General features: G+C 62.7%; 19 protein-coding genes. 10 read left to right on the plus strand and 9 right to left on the minus strand.

Going from position 1 to position 17,058, the window contains the following annotated elements:
• Window positions 1-101 precede the first annotated feature (101 nt).
• From GWG65_RS04230 to GWG65_RS04245, 4 genes are all read left to right on the plus strand, one after another.
• Window positions 102-401: a metalloregulator ArsR/SmtB family transcription factor gene (locus GWG65_RS04230; protein WP_275194138.1), complete on the plus strand. Its 300-nt coding sequence runs from the start codon at window positions 102-104 to the stop codon at window positions 399-401.
• Window positions 402-524: 123 nt separating this feature from the next.
• Window positions 525-1,514: an efflux RND transporter periplasmic adaptor subunit gene (locus GWG65_RS04235; RefSeq protein ID WP_275194139.1), complete on the plus strand. Its 990-nt coding sequence runs from the start codon at window positions 525-527 to the stop codon at window positions 1,512-1,514.
• Window positions 1,511-4,735 carry an efflux RND transporter permease subunit gene (locus GWG65_RS04240; protein ID WP_275194140.1) on the plus strand — a complete coding sequence of 1,075 codons (3,225 nt, stop codon included), beginning with the start codon at window positions 1,511-1,513 and terminating at the stop codon, window positions 4,733-4,735. The genes GWG65_RS04235 and GWG65_RS04240 overlap by 4 nt, the downstream gene beginning before the upstream one ends.
• A 10-nt stretch (window positions 4,736-4,745) precedes the next feature.
• On the plus strand, window positions 4,746-5,102 hold the full coding sequence (locus GWG65_RS04245) for a carboxymuconolactone decarboxylase family protein (RefSeq protein WP_275194141.1): 357 nt from the start codon (window positions 4,746-4,748) through the stop codon (window positions 5,100-5,102).
• 105 nt (window positions 5,103-5,207) lie between these two features.
• On the opposite strand, the gene GWG65_RS04250 is transcribed toward GWG65_RS04245, so the two are convergent.
• Both GWG65_RS04250 and GWG65_RS04255 read right to left on the minus strand, forming a co-directional pair.
• Window positions 5,208-5,534 carry a hypothetical protein gene (locus GWG65_RS04250; protein ID WP_275194142.1) on the minus strand — a complete coding sequence of 109 codons (327 nt, stop codon included), beginning with the start codon at window positions 5,532-5,534 and terminating at the stop codon, window positions 5,208-5,210.
• Between the two features lie 111 nt (window positions 5,535-5,645).
• A complete protein-coding gene (locus GWG65_RS04255; protein WP_275194143.1) occupies window positions 5,646-6,050 on the minus strand; it encodes a hypothetical protein in 405 nt (134 codons plus the stop codon).
• A 152-nt stretch (window positions 6,051-6,202) separates the two neighbouring features.
• Between GWG65_RS04255 and GWG65_RS04260 the strand changes: the two genes are divergently transcribed.
• Entirely contained in the window at window positions 6,203-6,436 is a 234-nt protein-coding gene (locus tag GWG65_RS04260) for a hypothetical protein (RefSeq protein WP_275194144.1), read from the plus strand.
• Between the two features lie 125 nt (window positions 6,437-6,561).
• On the opposite strand, the gene GWG65_RS04265 is transcribed toward GWG65_RS04260, so the two are convergent.
• Complete coding sequence (locus GWG65_RS04265) at window positions 6,562-6,894, minus strand: PilZ domain-containing protein (RefSeq protein WP_275194146.1); 333 nt, start codon at window positions 6,892-6,894, stop codon at window positions 6,562-6,564.
• Window positions 6,895-6,990: 96 nt separating this feature from the next.
• Here GWG65_RS04265 and GWG65_RS04270 point away from each other — a divergent pair, with 96 nt between their 5' ends.
• Window positions 6,991-7,284 carry an HdeA family protein gene (locus GWG65_RS04270; RefSeq protein ID WP_275194148.1) on the plus strand — a complete coding sequence of 98 codons (294 nt, stop codon included), beginning with the start codon at window positions 6,991-6,993 and terminating at the stop codon, window positions 7,282-7,284.
• A gap of 79 nt (window positions 7,285-7,363) precedes the next feature.
• Here the strand turns inward: GWG65_RS04270 and GWG65_RS04275 are convergent, their stop codons facing one another.
• Window positions 7,364-7,828 (minus strand): PaaI family thioesterase, encoded by a 465-nt coding sequence (locus tag GWG65_RS04275; RefSeq protein ID WP_275194149.1) that lies wholly within the window; start codon window positions 7,826-7,828, stop codon window positions 7,364-7,366.
• 363 nt (window positions 7,829-8,191) lie between these two features.
• On the opposite strand from GWG65_RS04275, the gene GWG65_RS04280 reads away from it, so the two are divergent.
• Entirely contained in the window at window positions 8,192-8,485 is a 294-nt protein-coding gene (locus GWG65_RS04280) for a hypothetical protein (protein WP_275194150.1), read from the plus strand.
• Between the two features lie 102 nt (window positions 8,486-8,587).
• Window positions 8,588-8,842: a hypothetical protein gene (locus GWG65_RS04285; protein ID WP_275194151.1), complete on the plus strand. Its 255-nt coding sequence runs from the start codon at window positions 8,588-8,590 to the stop codon at window positions 8,840-8,842.
• Between the two features lie 22 nt (window positions 8,843-8,864).
• Here GWG65_RS04285 and GWG65_RS04290 read toward each other — a convergent pair whose 3' ends face one another.
• Entirely contained in the window at window positions 8,865-9,098 is a 234-nt protein-coding gene (locus tag GWG65_RS04290; protein WP_148744873.1) for a hypothetical protein, read from the minus strand.
• A gap of 177 nt (window positions 9,099-9,275) precedes the next feature.
• Complete coding sequence (locus GWG65_RS04295) at window positions 9,276-9,464, minus strand: hypothetical protein (RefSeq protein WP_275194154.1); 189 nt, start codon at window positions 9,462-9,464, stop codon at window positions 9,276-9,278.
• A gap of 419 nt (window positions 9,465-9,883) precedes the next feature.
• Between GWG65_RS04295 and GWG65_RS04300 the strand changes: the two genes are divergently transcribed.
• Window positions 9,884-10,123, plus strand: coding sequence for a DUF2798 domain-containing protein (locus GWG65_RS04300; RefSeq protein ID WP_275194282.1), 240 nt, complete (start codon window positions 9,884-9,886; stop codon window positions 10,121-10,123).
• Between the two features lie 623 nt (window positions 10,124-10,746).
• On the opposite strand, the gene GWG65_RS04305 is transcribed toward GWG65_RS04300, so the two are convergent.
• Window positions 10,747-10,914 carry a hypothetical protein gene (locus tag GWG65_RS04305; protein WP_275194155.1) on the minus strand — a complete coding sequence of 56 codons (168 nt, stop codon included), beginning with the start codon at window positions 10,912-10,914 and terminating at the stop codon, window positions 10,747-10,749.
• A gap of 286 nt (window positions 10,915-11,200) precedes the next feature.
• Window positions 11,201-11,404, minus strand: coding sequence for a hypothetical protein (locus GWG65_RS04310; protein WP_275194157.1), 204 nt, complete (start codon window positions 11,402-11,404; stop codon window positions 11,201-11,203).
• Between the two features lie 1,181 nt (window positions 11,405-12,585).
• Here GWG65_RS04310 and recA point away from each other — a divergent pair.
• Window positions 12,586-13,674 carry a recombinase RecA gene (recA, locus tag GWG65_RS04315; RefSeq protein WP_247386114.1) on the plus strand — a complete coding sequence of 363 codons (1,089 nt, stop codon included), beginning with the start codon at window positions 12,586-12,588 and terminating at the stop codon, window positions 13,672-13,674.
• Between the two features lie 396 nt (window positions 13,675-14,070).
• Here recA and gcvP read toward each other — a convergent pair whose 3' ends face one another.
• Complete coding sequence (gene gcvP, locus GWG65_RS04320) at window positions 14,071-16,938, minus strand: aminomethyl-transferring glycine dehydrogenase (protein WP_275194283.1); 2,868 nt, start codon at window positions 16,936-16,938, stop codon at window positions 14,071-14,073.
• Window positions 16,939-17,058 lie beyond the last annotated feature (120 nt).

Below are 17,058 nucleotides of genomic sequence, written 5' to 3' on the forward strand. Positions count from 1 at the left end.
CGTTGAAAATTCGCTCCGCCGGTTCAGTCCCGGCCCTTCTATGCTTGACTATATATTCGTAATTGCGTATATACGCAAGTATGAAAATAAATAGCGAAGTCATGGAGCGGGCGGCGGACCAGGCGAGCGAGTTGCTGAAGGCGCTCTCCAACCGGCACCGGCTCCTGATCATCTGCCAGTTGATCGACGGCGAACGTTCGGTCGGCGAACTGGCCGAATTCCTGAGCCTGAGGGACTCCACCGTCTCCCAGCATCTTGCGCTCCTTCGCAAGGACGGCTTGGTGTTCGCACGGCGCGACGCGCAAACGATTTTCTACTCGATTGCGAGCGAACCGGCGCGCGAGATCCTGAAGACGCTCTATCAGGTGTTCTGTGCACCGAAGTCTACAAAGACGAGATGAGCTTATGCGCGCTTAAGCGGCGGCGCGTTGAGCAGGATCAACGCCCCGCCTGACAAAACCGATGAAATGACAAAGGGACACCGCATCGCGGTGTGACGGTTCCATGATCGAACGGACATGCCCATGCGCCTCCTAGGATTTTTGGCGGTTCTCGCGGCCGTCGGCCTGCACGCCGGTCTCGCCGCGGCGGAAACGCTCACCGTAGCCGAGCATCCTGTCGCCGACGAAAAGGCGGTGTTTGCGACGGTCGAAAGTATCAGCGTAGTGCCGGCGCGCGGGCGCATCGGCGGAATCGTCGTCCAGCTTAATGTCAGGGAAGGGGACCGCGTCACCGCCGGCCAGGCAATCGCGACCATCGGCGACGAGAAGCTGGTCCTGCAAATGAAGGCCCTGGACGCACAGATCGAGGCGCTGCATGCGCAGGCCAATCAGGCGCAGATCGATTTCACCCGAATCGAGGGGTTGGTCGATCGCGGCACGCTGCCGCGCGTCAAGCTCGACGAAGCCCGGACCACGCTGAACGTGGCCGAGAACGGCCTGCGTGCGAAGACCGCCGACCGCGCCGTGATCGCACAGCAGCTCAGTGAAGGTCAGGTGTTGGCGCCCTCCGGTGGCCGGGTGTTGAAGAAGCTCGTCACTGTCGGCTCCGTGACGTTGCCCGGCGACGCCATCGTCACGATTGCGCAGCAGCATTTCAAGCTGCGGCTGCGGGTGCCGGAGCGGCACGCGCGCCTGCTCAAAGCCGGGGACAGGATTCGCGTCGACGGCGCAGAGCTCGGCGAAGAAGCGTCCAAATGGGGAGTCATCGATCTCGTCTATCCGCAAATCGAAGAAGGTCGCGTCATTGCAGATGCCAGTGTCGAAGGTCTCGGCGAATATTTTGTCGGGGACCGGCTGCGGGTGTGGATCCCCGGTGGCGCGCGGCCGGCTTTCGTCATTCCGGTAGGCTACGTAACGACCCGGTTCGGCATCGACTACGTGCGGCTTCGAAAAGCCGATGGGACGGTCGACGTGCCAGTGCAGCGCGGCCGTGAATTGCCGACGCCGACATTTCCCGACGGACTTGAAATCCTGTCCGGCATCCTTGCCGGCGACCAGTTGGTGCGCCCGTGAATCTCGGACTCTCAGGCCGGCTCACCAAAGCGACGATCGCGTCGCCGCTGACGCCGTTGTTTCTGCTCGCGGCGCTCGTCATCGGCCTCATCGCCGTCATCGTGATTCCGCGTGAAGAAGAACCGCAGATTAGCGTGCCGATGGTCGATATCCGCGTCAATGCGGATGGCTTGCGTGGGCCCGACGCGGTCGAGCTCGTCACCAAGCCGCTGGAAGCCATCGTCAAGGGCATCGACGGTGTCGAGCATGTCTACAGCCAAACCGAGGACGATCGCGTCATGGTCAGCGCTCGGTTCCTGGTTGGAACCAAGTCCGAGGACGCCATCCTGCGCGTCCACGAGAAGATCCGCGCCAATCTCGATCGCATCCCGATCGGCATCCCCGAGCCGCTGATCGTCGGTCGCGGCATCAATGATGTCGCGGTAACGGTGTTGACATTGTCCCCGAAGCCGGAGGCCGCCGAGCGCTGGACGGACCATGACCTGTTCGAACTTGCCGACAAGATGCGCTCGGAGCTCGTCAAGGTCGATAGCATCGGACTGACCTACATTTCGGGCGGCGCGGCGCAGCAGATCAGAGTCGAGCCGGATCCAGAGAAATTGTCGTTGTTCGGCGTCACACTGCAACAGCTCGTGGCCAAGGTGAAGGACGCCAATCGCTCGTTCCTGGCCGGCCAGGTCCGCGATTCGGGCGTCGTGCGCAATGTCGCGGCCGGCCAGACGCTCTCAGGCATTCCCGACGTTGGATTGCTCCTGATCTCGACCCGCGATGGGCGGCCGGTCTATGTCAAGGACGTGGCCTCCGTCATCATCGGACCGAATACGGTCGAGCATCGGGTCTGGAACGATGCGCGAGACGAGAAGGGGCAGTGGTCGCGGGTGCCTGCGGTGAGCCTCGCGCTCGCCAAGCGCGCCGGCGCCAATGCAGTGGTGGTCTCGGCCGACATCGCCCATCGTCTGGAAGGATTAAGGGGGCGCCTGATCCCCGACGACGTCCAGGTGACGGTGACCCGAGACTATGGCGAGACCGCCAACGAGAAGGCCAACGAGCTCCTTTTCCACCTTGGTCTCGCCACGATCTCGATCGTGGTGCTGATTGCGATTGCGATCGGCTGGCGCGAGGCGGTGGTGACTTTCGTCGTCATTCCGACAACGATCCTACTGACGATGTTCGCGGCCAATCTGATGGGCTACACCATCAATCGGGTCAGCCTGTTCGCGCTGATCTTCTCGATCGGCATCCTCGTCGATGACGCCATCGTGGTGGTCGAGAACATCGCACGCCATTGGGGCATGCGCGATGGCCGCTCGAGGTTGCAGGCGACCATCGAAGCGGTCGCGGAGGTCGGAAATCCCACGATCGTTGCCACGCTGACCGTCGTCGCGGCGCTGTTGCCGATGCTATTCGTGTCGGGCCTGATGGGTCCCTATATGGCGCCGATCCCCGCCAACGCGTCGGCCGCCATGCTGTTCTCGTTCTTCGTCGCGATGGTGGTGGCGCCCTGGCTGATGCTCAAGCTCGCACCAAATGACAATGTTGCGTCGACGCATCCGGCGCACGATGAAGGCCGGCTCGGCCGGCTCTACCGGCGCTTCGCCACGCCGATCGTGCGAAGCAAGCGGTCGGCCTGGATATTCCTGCTCGGTGTCGGCATCGCGACACTGCTGTCGATGACGCTGTTCGCGACCAAGTCGGTGACCGTCAAGCTGCTGCCGTTCGACAACAAGTCAGAGATCGCAGTCGTCGTCGATCTGCCGGAAGGCGCGAGCCTCGAGGCGACCGAGCGCACGCTGTTCGGTGCGGCCGAGATCGCCCGGCAAGTGCCCGAGGTGACCTCGGTGCAATCCTTTGCTGGCACGGCGGCACCGTTCAATTTCAACGGCCTGGTGCGGCACTATTATCTGCGCGAGCGCCCGGAACTCGGCGAAGTGCAGCTCAACCTGACGGCGCGCGGCGAGCGCAAGCGCACCAGTCACGAGATCGCAATCGAGCTTCGCGAGAAGCTAAAAGCGCTCGATCCTCCCAGGGGAACCAGCATCAAGGTGGTCGAAGTGCCGCCCGGGCCGCCTGTGCTTTCGACGCTGCTAGCCGAGGTCTACGGACCCGACGCGGCCACCCGCCGCGCGATCACGGCCGAGCTCAAGAAGCTTTTCGCCGAAGTTCCCTTCATCGTCGACATCGACGACTCCATCGGCGACAAGCGGCCGCGCCTGCGGCTGTCGATCGACCAGGACCGTCTTGAATTTTTCGGCGTCGAGCAGCGCGATGTCTACGACACGATACAGACGCTATTCGGCGGCACCTCGATCGGCTACTCGCATCGCGGCGAAGACCGCAACCCGATCGAGATCGCGGTTCATCTGGGCAAGCGTAACCTAGTCTGGGACGAGGCGCTGGCATCGACGCCGGTGCCCGCCAATACGGTGCCCGGCAGCAAGACAGTGGTCGAACTCGGCCAGGTGGTGAAGGCAACGCTGGAGGAAGGTTCGCCGACGATCTTCCGCCGCGACGGGCGCTTCGCCGACATGGTAACGGCCGAGCTCGCCGGGCGCTTCGAGGCGCCGCTCTACGGCATGCTTGCCGTAGCAGACCGCATCGATGCCCATGACTGGGGCAAGCTGCCGAAGCCCAAGATCGGTCTGCACGGGCAGCCTGCGGACGAGGCACATCCCACGCTGCTGTGGGACGGGGAATGGGAAATCACCTGGGTGACTTTCCGCGACATGGGGGCCGCCTTCGGCGCGGCGATCCTCGGCATCTACGTGCTGGTCGTCGCGCAGTTCAGGAGTTTCCGTTTGCCGCTCGTCATCCTGACGCCGATCCCGCTGACGCTGATCGGCATCCTGGTCGGGCACTGGCTGCTGGCTGCGCCGTTTACGGCGACCTCGATGATTGGCTTCATCGCGCTCGCGGGCATCATCGTGCGTAACTCGATCCTGCTGGTCGATTTCATCCGCCATACCGGCGGCGAAGGCAAGTCGCTGCGTGATGTCGTGCTGGAGGCCGGTGCCGTCCGCTTCAAGCCGATCCTGCTCACTGCGCTCGCCGCCATGATCGGTGCCGCTACCATCCTGCTCGATCCGATCTTTCAGGGGCTGGCGATCTCGCTGCTGTTCGGGCTGGCGTCGTCGACGCTGCTCACTGTGCTCGTGATTCCCGCGATCTACATCGCCTTGCGCGCGCCGCATGAAGCGACTTCCACGACTGTCAATCCCAGCTAGCGAGGGTCCGATGCACAAGAACTATCCCGAGATCACCCGGCAAATCTCCGCCAACATGCGCAAGCTGCGCAGCGATATTCCCGACACGATGAAGGGCTTTGCTGCGCTCGCCCAGGCAGCCAGTCGCGATGGGGCGCTGGACAAAAAGACCAAGGAGATGATTGCGCTGGCGCTCGGCGTCGCCGCGCATTGCGACGGCTGCATCGGTTTTCACACTGAGGCTCTCGTCAAGCTCGGCGCCACGCGCGAGGAGGTCGAGGAAACGCTCGGCATGGCGATCTATATGGGCGGCGGGCCGTCGCTGATGTACGCAGCCGATGCGATCGCCGCCTACGAGCAATTCCAGCAGCAAACGGTCAGCGCCTGACCTGTGCCGGGGGCCTGACGTGAAACGGACTTGACGTGAAAAGGATTGACGTGGAAGGGACCGGGCGATGGTCGCAACCCGGTCCCTTGCTCACGTCTTGATGGACTACCAGCGATCGCCAACACCGACGCCCACGCTGACGCCGGGCGTGCGAATGCCGACGCCAGCCCGCGGGCCGTCGTCCCAGTCGCGATAGGTGCGGCGCTCGTAATAGCGCTCGCGCGGCATGGTCGCATAGGAGTCGCGCACGATCACGCGCGAGCCGCCGCGGGTGCGATAGCAGTTGCCGGCGTCATCGCAGACAAGCCGCACTTCCTGGATGAGATCGGGGCTGGTGTATTCGCTGGTCGTGTAGATGTCGGCGGCCTTTGCTCCGCTCGCCGCAGCGAGCGCGCCGACGCCGGCCAGCAGCGCAATCGCAAATGTCCTCATCCTGTCCTCCTCGGAAACTGCCCTCGGCGGTAACAAGAAGGGGAGTCGGCGATCGTTCCGGTGGATCTGCAGGATTTTCCCGGAACCGGGCTTTGTCGTGGTCAATTGTTCCTAGATCGGCTCGTAGGTTTCCGTCCCGCAGGTGTCCTCGGCCTCCGCGCGCCGGCGGTCGATCACCCTTCCGCCGGTGATCGTCACGATGTAGGTCTGGGGGCCGAGCGTCGTTCCGGTCGCGGAGGTCAGCTGGGCGCGCACGCAGGCGGTCCAGCCCGGTCCGCGGACCTCGTGATGGGGCGAGGCGACCTGCACTTCGCGAGGGTAGGACGTCGTGAGAAAGACCACGTCGATCTGTTCGCGGACCACGCGTTTGACGTCCGGGGGCGGTTCGGGCAGCGGCTGTTCGGCTTCCTTCATGCGCATGAATTCGGGTACCGGCGCGCGGCTGTCGGCAAAGCCGCAGGCGCCAAGCGCAAGCGCGCCGGCGAGCAACGCCGCATGAGCAATGATCCGCAACATTCGTGAAGGTCCCCTGCGGGCCATCAGATAGGCAGGAATGCGATCCGGCGAAGTCCCGTCCGATCAACATTTGCTGAAGTCGGGGACGCCGCAGCATTGGCTATTACGGGATTGCGGGCTAATTTGTACCCCGGACGAGGGGGATTGCGCCAATGAGGATTTTGATCATCGCGGCGGCCGTGCTGGCGCTGACGGCCGTCTCGGCGCAGGCGCAGATGGGCGGCGGCAGGCGCCAGCCCAATGAGCCCGCGGCCAAGCCGGACAACAAGCCCAAGGTTGACGAAAAGGCCTACAAGGCGGCGCTCGAGCGCATTCCCGAACCCAAGGATAAGTATGATCCGTGGGGCGGGGCCCGCCCCACCGAACCCGCCAAGAAGCCGAAATAAAGCTGGCGGGCTGTAACGACCCGCCTGCGATATCCTGCCGCGACGCCGCCTTCGGTACAACGGACGCTGCCATATCGGGCAGACATGACGCTGTATCGTGTGCACGATGCGAACGTTCATTCACATCATGTGCACGACTGTACGAAGGCGAGGCCGACGCGTCTGCCGTTGCGCCACACCGGCCGGCAATTCCGCACGAATTTGTCGTGTGAAATCGACAGCGTGAACGATTGCGGCAACGTGACAGGGTTTTCGAGATCGATTGCGGCGCCCCCTGCCGACATGTTTCGCACCGTGCACGCAAAACCGCTATTTTCAAAGGCGATCGTGCCACCCTTGAAGACCCGGTGCCGCTGTGCCGTACGCTTTTCGATCATCCGCGTTAATCCATAGCGATGATTGTGAAATAGTGCATAGAAATTACCTTGAACTAAACTCAATACTGCCGCTACGTGCACCGCGCTTCAGACTTCATTTACGAAATCGAAGCGGAGCGTCTCTACGCCGACTTTTGCCACGAGCCTTTATGGCGCCGAGCGCCGATGGAGATATTGATGAAGACCACGCTTTCGATTTTGTTCGCCGCAGCTCTTTCGCTGTCGTCCGTTCCCGCCAATGCCACCAAGCTCGATCTCTCGACCATGAGCTGCAAACAGTTTCTCGAGAGCGGCGACGACACCATCAAGCTGGTGCTGACCTGGATGGACGGCTGGTACAAGGGTGACGAGGACAACGCGATCATCGACACCGACGTGTTCGTCGAGAATGCCAAGCAGTTCGGCACCTATTGCGGGAAGAACCCAACGGTCAGCATCGTCACTGCGGCCGACGAAGTGCTCGGCAAGTAACCCCCGAGGCCCGTACACTTCTCATCGAGAGCCGCGGTGCGCTTTGCGCTGATGCGGCTCTCGGCTTTCGGGATGATGCTTACCCCGACAGCATCGCGAACGCGCTCGACACCATGGCCACCGGCTTGTTGTCGGTGGCGGACAGCAGGGTGACGCGGCCGAAGCTCATGGTGCGCCCGAGCCGCACCACGCGTGCATCGGCCAGCACGTCGGATGAGGAGACGGCGCGCATGAAATGCGTGGTCTGGTCGACCGTGGTCATCGGACGGTAGCCGCGATTGGCGGCCAGGATCGCGATCACCATCGCTGTATCGGCCAGCGCCATCAGCGCCTGGCCGCACACCACGCCGCCGTGGCGGCACAGCCGGTCCGAAAACGCCATGCGCAGCAATGCGCCCGGTTGCCAGTCCGGCGCATCCGGCGGCGGGGCGTGCTCGATGCGCTCGACGGAGAGGTCGAGATCCTGGACCCAGGGCGCGAAGACATCGCCGAGGATCCGTCTGGCGTCGGCGATGCCGAACTCCGCTTCTGGCTGCGATGGCATGCTGTCGTTGTCCTCCATTGTTGCAGGATGTTTCGGCCATACTGCGCGCATCGGCGCGGCAAAGTCACCCGGTCTGCCCTCGGTCCCGTCGGCTTGAAAATGCCTGACTTCGCCCTCTATGATGCCGCGCTTGGGAATGGGGTGGACGATGTTGCGTCGATGTGTCCTGGTCTTTTGTCTGGCCGCGCTCGGCCTTGCGCTCAACGGGTGCACCAAATGCGGCCCGATCTGGGACGACTGGCTGAACGCGCCGAAATCGTGCAGATCGGACCGGCTCTAGCGGCCCCAAGGTCGTGACCGGGCTGAACAGGAACGACAAGGCGCTGGCGATCCGCCCTTCTATGGATGATCAAGGAGCGAATGATGAAGCTTTTCCGTATGGCCGCGGTGCTGGCCGTGCTGGCCGGACCGGCCTATGCGCAAATGCCCAATATCAACCTGTTGCAGGATGGCCCGGGCAAGACCCCGGAGGAGAAGGCCGTGGAGGCCGAACGTGAAAAGGCCTACAAGGAAACGCTGAAGAAGATTCCGGACTCCAAGGCGTCCAACGATCCCTGGGGCGGCATGCGCTCCGATCCGCCGAAGCAGCCGGTCCCGAAGGCATCGGCCGCGACCAGTGCGCCCAAGAAGTCCAAGACCGGCACAGCCGCCAACTGAACGATCACGGGTGGAGGCGGCTTGCGCCTCCAATCGGGACTCCTGTTCGCCCCGCCTGCTTCCTACATTCCCCAAAAGAGTGTTGCGTTGAGGAGGCATCACATGGCCGATCGGCCGCGGGATCTCGCCGAACGGATGGCGCGCCGGCGCAAGGCGGGTGGCAAGCCGGCCGAACAGAGCGGCGACGGCTATTTGCGCGAAACCTTCATCTTGCCCCGCCCGGCGGCGCGCGCAAGAGCGCAGGCCTTCTTCGCCCGCTATCCCAAGGCTGGTTATATGAGCGAAGTCGAACACTGGCGCGAATTGCCCGGCGGCGAGATCGAATTCACCATGCGGCGGCTTCCCAGCGCCGACTAGGGCCAGGCACGGGGACAAAGACCTACTCGAAGGTTTCGGCGACGATACGGATCCGGAACACGGGCTCCTTGGCTTCGTCGAGCAGCTCCATATGCCACTCCGAGTTTTCCTGGAGCTTGCGGGAGATGCCCGCGGCCATATCGGCGCAGACGCTGGTCATCTCCTTCCAGGCCGAATCGCGATCGGCAAATTCCGTCGCATGCTCGGCACAGCCGGAATAACGGCCGTTCCGGATTCGAAAGAAATAATGCGGCATGGCTGGCACCGGTCGCGTGATGGCCTGCCCCCAAGCCACAAGGCGCTCAATCCAATCCCAAACGGCCGGCAGATCAATTCCGGGCGTCTACGGAATGGCCCGTCCATGGCGGCTGCCTGCGAGCCAAGCGAGCCGCGCCGCGCCAAAATCGGCCTGAAAGCCGCCGATCCTGCCGGGTCAGGCCGTTTTGCGTGCGAGGGCTTTCAGCTCCCGATCGATGCGCAGCTGCACCCGCCGGATCGCCAATAGATCGATCTTGGTCTCGGTCCTGCCGCTCTTGATCTGGTCGCCGATGCAGAACTGCCACTGCCAGACACCCGGAATCGCCGTCTTGGCAACAGTGAAGTCGATGCCCTTGTGATTCATGGTCGCCTCCATGATCCACCTTCCATGACCGGAAAAATGTTGGACATCACATATTCCGCCGACAAGTGAAATCTTCCGGTAAACCTAGGATAATTCACAAAAATCTCGAAAGTGCGCGTGGCTCGCAACTAACGAAATCGGATTCCGAACGACGCGGGGGCGGAAAGCTTGCGGCGCGCCTGGAGCCGTCGTCCCCAGCGGCCAAGACGCTGCCGACGAGTTCCGCCGCAACTCGGGCAGATGGCCCAGGAACTCCGTTCATGGTCGGAGAACCACGGATAGGTTCGATGGGTGTATCGCTGACACGGCGGCTCCCATCGCGCGGAGGGAATGACCGGAAGCCGATGACCAAGCTGGCCTCATGCGATCCACGGCACATGCCTTGCTTGCCAGATAGACAAAGGCAACATGGGCGCATCATGCTCGGCATTCCCCGTCGCTACAGTCATTTCGTCTTCGGCGTCATCCAGTCCGGCCTGACCTCGCTGATCGCGGCGGGGATCGCCAGCTTTCCGGCGCAAAGCGCGATGCTCTTCCTTCGACATTGGACAATCTCGTGGCTGGTCGCATGGGCGGCGATGCTGCCCATCGTGCTGCTGGCAGCGCCGGCGATCCGCGCGTTCGCGCTGCGGCTGACGCGGGAGGAGGACACCGGCTGAGAGGTTGCAGAAACGAAAAAAACCCGCTTGGGGAGCCAAGCGGGGCGAGAGGCTATTGGAGGCTGAGGTGCTGGGCTGCAACACCATAAGCCGGACCATCGTAACCGGGGCTGCTTACGGCAGCCTGACAGGAGCGGACCGAACCGCAGAGCGCTGCGCGCTTCGACCGAGCATCGCGCCGTCATGAAGGAAGGGAGAGCTTTTTGAGGCGCTCCAACGTCCCAATTCGAACACCCGATTGCATAACTTACGACACACCCGTCGGCGAGATTCCGTCCGTTCGGCGAAGCCATGGGGGAAACGTGGTGCGCCGACAACGGGGTGGCATCATGGATAATGTAGAGCGGTCATTTGCCGCCGCGACGGCGGCTGGCTTCGTGGTACTGGTGATCGGCATCGCGCTGCTGGTGCTGATGTAGGGCGGTGCGCGCGTGCCGGCAGCCGGCGCGCCGATGGCGGGTTGCACCATGGACGCCGCCGCGTTTTTCGAAAGCTCGAAAACAACCCCATGCACAGTAGGTCGCTGGGCGATTTCGCTGCGTGATCAATGATTTAGAGGAGGTATTTGGATACCGCAACCGCATGCGATTCGCGTCCATGACGATGCGCATTGCCGGCGCGGCCTAATGGATATTGATCTCGTCCAGGGGAAGGCGGAGTTCGGCCGCGCGCTCCTCGCGGTCCTTCCTGCGAAACTCGTTTTCCTTCCGTTCGAACTTGACCATCTCCTCGAGCGCCGCTTCCAGGAGGTGATTGCGCCGAGCGAATTGGTGCTGCGTGTTGTTGGTCATGACCCAGATCCCCACCGCGGCGGTCCCATCCCCAAAAAGCCGGTAGCCGCGGAAAGATTCGTTGCTTCAGGATTGCGGAATTATGACGGCAACCCTGCTGCGTGTCTTTGATGCGCATCACCTTGAGAAGAGTTGCTCGACTTGATGCGGGACGCTCGGCGCAAATTCGGACCACGTGCTTCCCGCTCTCATTCGAGGAATCGAACACCCCGAGTGCTTCAACGGCAGGACGCGCGGCAATGATCGGCGAGCCGTTCTTGACGTGGCATGGCAAGCCCGGTCGCCTCTATGGCTTGGGCGGCTGCAAGCCGGGTGAGGTCAGCCACTCGGCAATGTGAGCCGTGACCTCGTCCTGTCTGGCCTTGCGGAGCAGGGTTTCTCGCAGGGAGCCGGGAGGCAGATTCCTGGCTTCCTCTCTCAGCCGTTCAGCCTCTTCGGCCAAACGTTCTTCGAGGGGGGAGCTTTGTTTGAACCGGCGGCGATACTTCATGGCTGGCCTTTGCATGCGGGTCCTAACCGCAGGGGTGTGCAATCTCGATCCTAATGCCCGTGCGCGCCGCTCGGTTCCAAAGTGAATACTTCGAATTGGAACATGCCAAGATTCTACTTTGACAGAGCTTTTCCTGGGGCATCGACTTCCAGCCCTGAGTTCGCGACCACTCTCAAATCCAACTTAGGCCAGGGGCAAAACAGGCCGAAACGTCGGTACTGGCATGAATAGGCCATTCGCAGATGCAAAACAGGCCACTGCTCCGGACTCCCACTTGGAACGGCTGCGCCAACTAATCGAGCTAGAAAACGGAGTGAGTCCAGCGGGCCGTGGGGATACTTTTGGCGAGATACTTTGCTGGGAAATTCACACGAACGGGATGACGTTCATTTGGCTCGCCGAGAAGTGGGGCCTAAGCCTCCCCATGCTCGGCGAACTGTTACGGGATCACTGTAAGAGGCTCGAAAAAGAGCCATTGGTAAACCGTGGATATGTTATCCGCTGATGGTTTTGCAACTACTCGGCATCGCTCAGGTATCGAAAAGTGAGGCAGAGTACGAGGGCCACGTCAGAAGAATTTTCGGCCAGCAATATGAAATGGATCTATGAAAGAGGCCGCCCACCGAGGCGGCCTCCTAGCATCCCTGTCAGTTGCTCTAATCACCACAGGACTGCCACGGTGCACCCGGCTTTCCACATCCTTTGCCAGTGGGGCCGTTGCGCTTTGACCAGACTTTTATGCAGGCATCCATGTTCATATAGTCGCCACGCGACACTGCACTCTGGCACTTTGCCGTGCATACACCGTTGCAAAGTGCGAATGATGGTGTGGATGTGATAAAAGTACTCAACGCCGCAATTGCCAAACCAAGAACCAAAAGCTGAATACGCATTGGCCCGTTCCTCCTTGGTTGCATCAAGAATTAACGGCGGGACTGTAGCAGCCAAATGGAACTCGGGGAATTAATCACTCATGCCCGCAACGGTCGTTACGGTCTGCTCGGAGCGAAGTTAGGCCACTGCGAAAATCAACTTGGGCCACTAGGGGTTAAAACAGGCCGAGACGTCGAAAAGAACATATTGCGAACCTGGAACAAATCGGGTACATTGATTTTACTGCCGGCCCGCCTCACCCACCGTTTGTCCCTCTAGCGAATCCTCGCCATAAGGAGCACGACCCAATGTCCACCACTGCCCTGCGTATCGTCGAAGGATCTTCCATGGACAAGAGTAAAGCTCTGGCCGCCGCGCTCTCCCAGATCGAGCGCCAGTTCGGCAAGGGCTCGGTGATGAAGCTCGGCAAGAACGACCGTTCGATGGATGTCGAGGCGGTGTCCTCGGGGTCGCTGGGGCTTGACATCGCGCTCGGCATCGGTGGCCTGCCGAAGGGGCGGGTTGTCGAGATCTACGGGCCGGAATCTTCGGGCAAGACCACGCTGGCGCTGCACACGGTGGCGGAAGCACAGAAGAAGGGCGGTATTTGCGCTTTCATCGATGCCGAACACGCGCTCGACCCGGTCTATGCGCGCAAACTGGGCGTCAATATCGACGAACTCCTGATCTCGCAACCCGACACCGGCGAGCAGGCGCTGGAAATCTGCGACACGCTGGTGCGCTCCGGCGCGGTCGACGTGCTGGTGATCGACTCGGTCGCGGCGCTGGTGCCGAAGGCCGAGCTCGAGGGCGAGATGGGCGATGCGTTGCCGGGTCTCCAGGCGCGGCTGATGAGCCAGGCGCTGCGCAAGCTGACGGCCTCCATCAACAAGTCCAACACCATGGTGATCTTCATCAACCAGATCCGCATGAAGATTGGTGTGATGTACGGCTCGCCGGAAACCACAACCGGCGGCAACGCGCTGAAATTCTATGCCTCCGTTCGCCTCGACATCCGCCGCATCGGCGCGATCAAGGAACGCGACGAAGTGGTCGGCAACACCACGCGCGTCAAGGTGGTGAAGAACAAGCTGGCGCCGCCCTTCAAGCAGGTCGAATTCGACATCATGTACGGCGAGGGCGTCTCCAAGATGGGCGAGATCCTCGATCTCGGCGTCAAGGCCGGCATCGTGGAAAAGTCCGGCGCCTGGTTCTCCTATGACAGCCAGCGTCTCGGCCAGGGCCGCGAGAATTCCAAAGCGTTCCTGAAGGCCAATCCAGACATCACCGCCAAGATCGAGACCGCAATCCGTCAGAACTCCGGCCTGATCGCCGAGCAGATTCTGGCCGGCACCCCCGAGCGCGACGCCGACGGCGACGAGCCGGCTGACGAGTAGGCTTTAGCGAGCAGAGTTTTCGCGAGGAGCGGGCGCTGAGGACGTTGAGTTGCCGACGTCTTCGGCGCCCGTTTCGTTTTGCCTGAGTTTTGAATTAGCACTGAACTCGATACAATCATTAATTGCATCTTGTTGCTGAGCGTATCCTGCGCCTGGTACGTTGCCTGGAGACTGGCGTCGTTCGTGAGTTGATGGGGTGGGCTATGCTTGTCGTTGAAACTCGGCGCGCCAAGCGCACGCGCAAATATTCCATACTGATCGCGATCATCCTGTTGGGGATGATCGGGTCGATCGCCGGAATAGGAGCGCTTCTCACGCTGCGCTGGGACGTCCTCCCAAAGAAGAAATAGAATTGGAATGTAGGACGGGTTCCGCTCAACCTATCCTACAAATCCGCTACTCTGCCGCCTCCGCGTAATCGCTCACCGGCGGGCACGAGCACACCAGGTTGCGGTCGCCATAGACGTTGTCGACGCGCCCGACCGGGCTCCAGTATTTGTCGGTGCGCGAGGTGCCGGCGGGGAAGCAGCCCTCAGTGCGGGTGTAGGCGCGGGCCCAATCGTCATCGGCGATGTCGTGCACGGTGTGTGGGGCGTGGCGCAGCGGTGACGCTTCGATCTTGAAGCGGCCGGCTTCGACCTCGGCGATTTCCTTGCGGATCGCGATCATGGCATCGCAGAAGCGATCGAGCTCGGCCTTGGATTCCGACTCGGTCGGCTCGATCATCAGCGTGCCCGGCACCGGAAAGCTCATGGTCGGAGCGTGGAAGCCGTAATCGATCAGGCGTTTTGCGATGTCGTCGACGGTGACCCCGGACGTGTTCTTCAGCGCGCGTGGGTCGACGATGCATTCATGCGCGACCCGGCCCTTCTCGTTCTTGTAGAGCACCGGGAAGTGCGCATCGAGCCGCGCCGCCACGTAGTTGGCATTGAGAATCGCGATCTCGGTGGCGCGCTTCAATCCTTCGCCGCCCATCATCAGGATGTAGATGTAGGAGATGGTGAGGATCGAGGCCGAGCCGAACGGCGCGGCGGAGACCGGGCCGACTGGCGCATCAACCTTTGTCGCCGGATGACCTGGCAGGAACGGGGCGAGATGCGCCCGCACGCCGATCGGGCCCATGCCCGGACCGCCGCCGCCATGCGGGATGCAGAAGGTCTTGTGCAAATTGAGATGGCTGACGTCTGCGCCGTAGTCGCCGGGCCTGGAGAGACCGACTTGCGCGTTGAGGTTGGCGCCGTCGAGATACACCTGGCCGCCATGGCCGTGGACGATGTCGCATATCTCGCGAATGTGCTCCTCGAACACGCCGTGGGTCGAGGGATAGGTGATCATGACCGCGGCGAGGTCGTTGGAATGCTTCTCGGCCTTGGCGCGGAGATCATTGACGTCGACGTCGCCGTTCTTCTCGCAGGCGACCACCACCACGTCCATGCCGACCATCGCGGCGGAGGCCGGATTGGTGCCGTGGGCGGAGGAGGGGATCAGGCAGATCTTGCGATGCGCCTCGCCGCGCGCGGCGTGATAGCCGCGGATGGCCAGAAGCCCGGCATATTCTCCTTGAGCGCCTGAATTCGGTTGCAGCGAGATCGCGTCATAGCCGGTGATGTCGCACAGCCATTTTTCCAGCCGCGCGAACAGCGCGTGATAACCCTTGGCCTGCTCGCGCGGTGCGAACGGATGCAGGCTGGAAAATTCCGGCCAGGTCAGTGGCATCATCTCGGTGGTCGCGTTCAGCTTCATGGTGCAGGACCCGAGCGGAATCATCGCACGGTCGAGCGCGAGGTCGCGATCGCTGAGCTTGCGCATGTAGCGCAGCATCTCGGTCTCCGACCGATGCGCGTGGAACACCGGATGGGTGAGGAAGGAGGTCGCGCGCTTCAGCGCGTCCGGCAGCGCCTCGCGCGTGGTCGCACCGATCTCGGCATACGTGAGCTTGCCGCCGAACGCGCGCCACACCGCTTCCACGGTCGCCGGCGTCGTGGTCTCGTCCAGCGCGATGCGCAAGATGCCATCACCAAGGCCGACATTGATCTTTTCGGCCGTCGCGCGCGCGACGATCTCGTCACGCTTGCCGCCGGCCTCGACCGTCACCGTGTCGAAGAAGCTGTCGGAGTGCAGCGCGAAGCCGAGCTTGCGCAGGCCGGCGGCGAGCACGGCCGCGCGGCGATGCACGTTGCGTGCGATCTGGGTCAGCCCTTCGGGGCCGTGATAGACCGCATACATCGAGGCGATCACGGCGAGCAGCACCTGCGCGGTGCAGATGTTGGAAGTCGCCTTCTCGCGGCGGATGTGCTGCTCGCGGGTCTGGAGCGCGAGACGGTAGGCGGGCGCGCCGCGGGAATCGACGGAGAGACCGACGATGCGGCCGGGCAGCGAGCGCTTCAGCGCATCGCGCGCCGCCATGTAGGCCGCATGCGGTCCGCCATAGCCCATCGGCACGCCGAAGCGCTGCGCCGAGCCGATGGCAATGTCGGCCCCGAGCTCGCCGGGCGAGGCGAGCAGTGTCAGCGCCAGCAGATCGGCGGCAACGATCGCGAGTGCGCCCTTGGCCTTCAGCGCCGCGATCGCGGGCCTGAGGTCGCGCACCGCGCCCGAAGAGCCCGGATATTGCAGCAGCGCACCCAGCACGTCCGCCTTGTCGAGATCGGCGAGGGGATCACCGACGATCAGGGTCCAGCCCAAGGGCTCGGCGCGGGTGCGCATCACCGCGAGCGTCTGCGGATGCACGTCCTTGTCGACGAAGAAGGCCTTTGCTTCGACCGGCGAGTGCCGCTCGGCGAGCGCCATGGCTTCGGCCGCCGCGGTCGCCTCGTCGAGCAGCGAGGCGTTGGCGACGTCGAGCCCGGTGAGATCGCAGATCATGGTCTGGAAGTTGAGCAGCGCCTCCAGCCGGCCCTGGCTGATCTCGGGTTGGTAGGGCGTATAGGCCGTGTACCAGGCCGGGTTTTCCAAAATGTTGCGCTGGATCACCGCGGGCAGGACCGTGCCGGAATAGCCTTGGCCGATCAGCGAGGTGAAGACCTGGTTTTGCGCGGCAAGCTCGCCCATATGCGCGATCGCCTCGGTCTCGCTCAAGGGCTTGCCGAGATCGAGCGGCGTAGCCTGCCGGATCGATGCGGGCAGCGTCTCCGCCATCAGCGCGTCGACGCTTTTGGCGCCGACGGTGTCCAGCATCGCGGCGACATCGCGCGCCGAGGGGCCGATGTGGCGACGAACGAAGCTGGCGGCAGTGTCGCCGTTGGATTTGCGGTGCGCGGTCATCATGGGTCCTCGCTTTTGATGTCTCTCGCCGTCATCGTCCGCGAAGGCGGACGATCCAGTACGCCGCGGCCTCTCGGTTCAATCCGTGCTGCCTGTGGCTACTGGATGCCCCGCCTTCGC

The sequence above is a fragment of the Bradyrhizobium sp. CSA207 genome, from assembly GCF_029051685.1.
Classification (GTDB): domain Bacteria; phylum Pseudomonadota; class Alphaproteobacteria; order Rhizobiales; family Xanthobacteraceae; genus Bradyrhizobium.

Excerpts from the sequence above, each read along its gene's own strand:
- GWG65_RS04230 (WP_275194138.1), top strand. The coding sequence starts at position 102 with ATGGAGCGGGCGGCGGACCAGGCGAGCGAGTTGCTGAAGGCGCTCTCC.
- GWG65_RS04235 (WP_275194139.1), top strand. The coding sequence starts at position 525 with ATGCGCCTCCTAGGATTTTTGGCGGTTCTCGCGGCCGTCGGCCTGCAC.
- GWG65_RS04245 (WP_275194141.1), top strand. The coding sequence starts at position 4,746 with ATGCACAAGAACTATCCCGAGATCACCCGGCAAATCTCCGCCAACATG.
- GWG65_RS04250 (WP_275194142.1), bottom strand. The coding sequence starts at position 5,534 with ATGAGGACATTTGCGATTGCGCTGCTGGCCGGCGTCGGCGCGCTCGCT.
- GWG65_RS04255 (WP_275194143.1), bottom strand. The coding sequence starts at position 6,050 with ATGTTGCGGATCATTGCTCATGCGGCGTTGCTCGCCGGCGCGCTTGCG.
- GWG65_RS04260 (WP_275194144.1), top strand. The coding sequence starts at position 6,203 with ATGAGGATTTTGATCATCGCGGCGGCCGTGCTGGCGCTGACGGCCGTC.
- GWG65_RS04270 (WP_275194148.1), top strand. The coding sequence starts at position 6,991 with ATGAAGACCACGCTTTCGATTTTGTTCGCCGCAGCTCTTTCGCTGTCG.
- GWG65_RS04275 (WP_275194149.1), bottom strand. The coding sequence starts at position 7,828 with ATGCCATCGCAGCCAGAAGCGGAGTTCGGCATCGCCGACGCCAGACGG.
- GWG65_RS04280 (WP_275194150.1), top strand. The coding sequence starts at position 8,192 with ATGAAGCTTTTCCGTATGGCCGCGGTGCTGGCCGTGCTGGCCGGACCG.
- GWG65_RS04285 (WP_275194151.1), top strand. The coding sequence starts at position 8,588 with ATGGCCGATCGGCCGCGGGATCTCGCCGAACGGATGGCGCGCCGGCGC.
- GWG65_RS04290 (WP_148744873.1), bottom strand. The coding sequence starts at position 9,098 with ATGCCGCATTATTTCTTTCGAATCCGGAACGGCCGTTATTCCGGCTGT.
- GWG65_RS04295 (WP_275194154.1), bottom strand. The coding sequence starts at position 9,464 with ATGAATCACAAGGGCATCGACTTCACTGTTGCCAAGACGGCGATTCCG.
- GWG65_RS04300 (WP_275194282.1), top strand. The coding sequence starts at position 9,884 with ATGCTCGGCATTCCCCGTCGCTACAGTCATTTCGTCTTCGGCGTCATC.
- GWG65_RS04305 (WP_275194155.1), bottom strand. The coding sequence starts at position 10,914 with ATGACCAACAACACGCAGCACCAATTCGCTCGGCGCAATCACCTCCTG.
- GWG65_RS04310 (WP_275194157.1), bottom strand. The coding sequence starts at position 11,404 with ATGAAGTATCGCCGCCGGTTCAAACAAAGCTCCCCCCTCGAAGAACGT.
- recA (WP_247386114.1), top strand. The coding sequence starts at position 12,586 with ATGTCCACCACTGCCCTGCGTATCGTCGAAGGATCTTCCATGGACAAG.
- gcvP (WP_275194283.1), bottom strand. The coding sequence starts at position 16,938 with ATGACCGCGCACCGCAAATCCAACGGCGACACTGCCGCCAGCTTCGTT.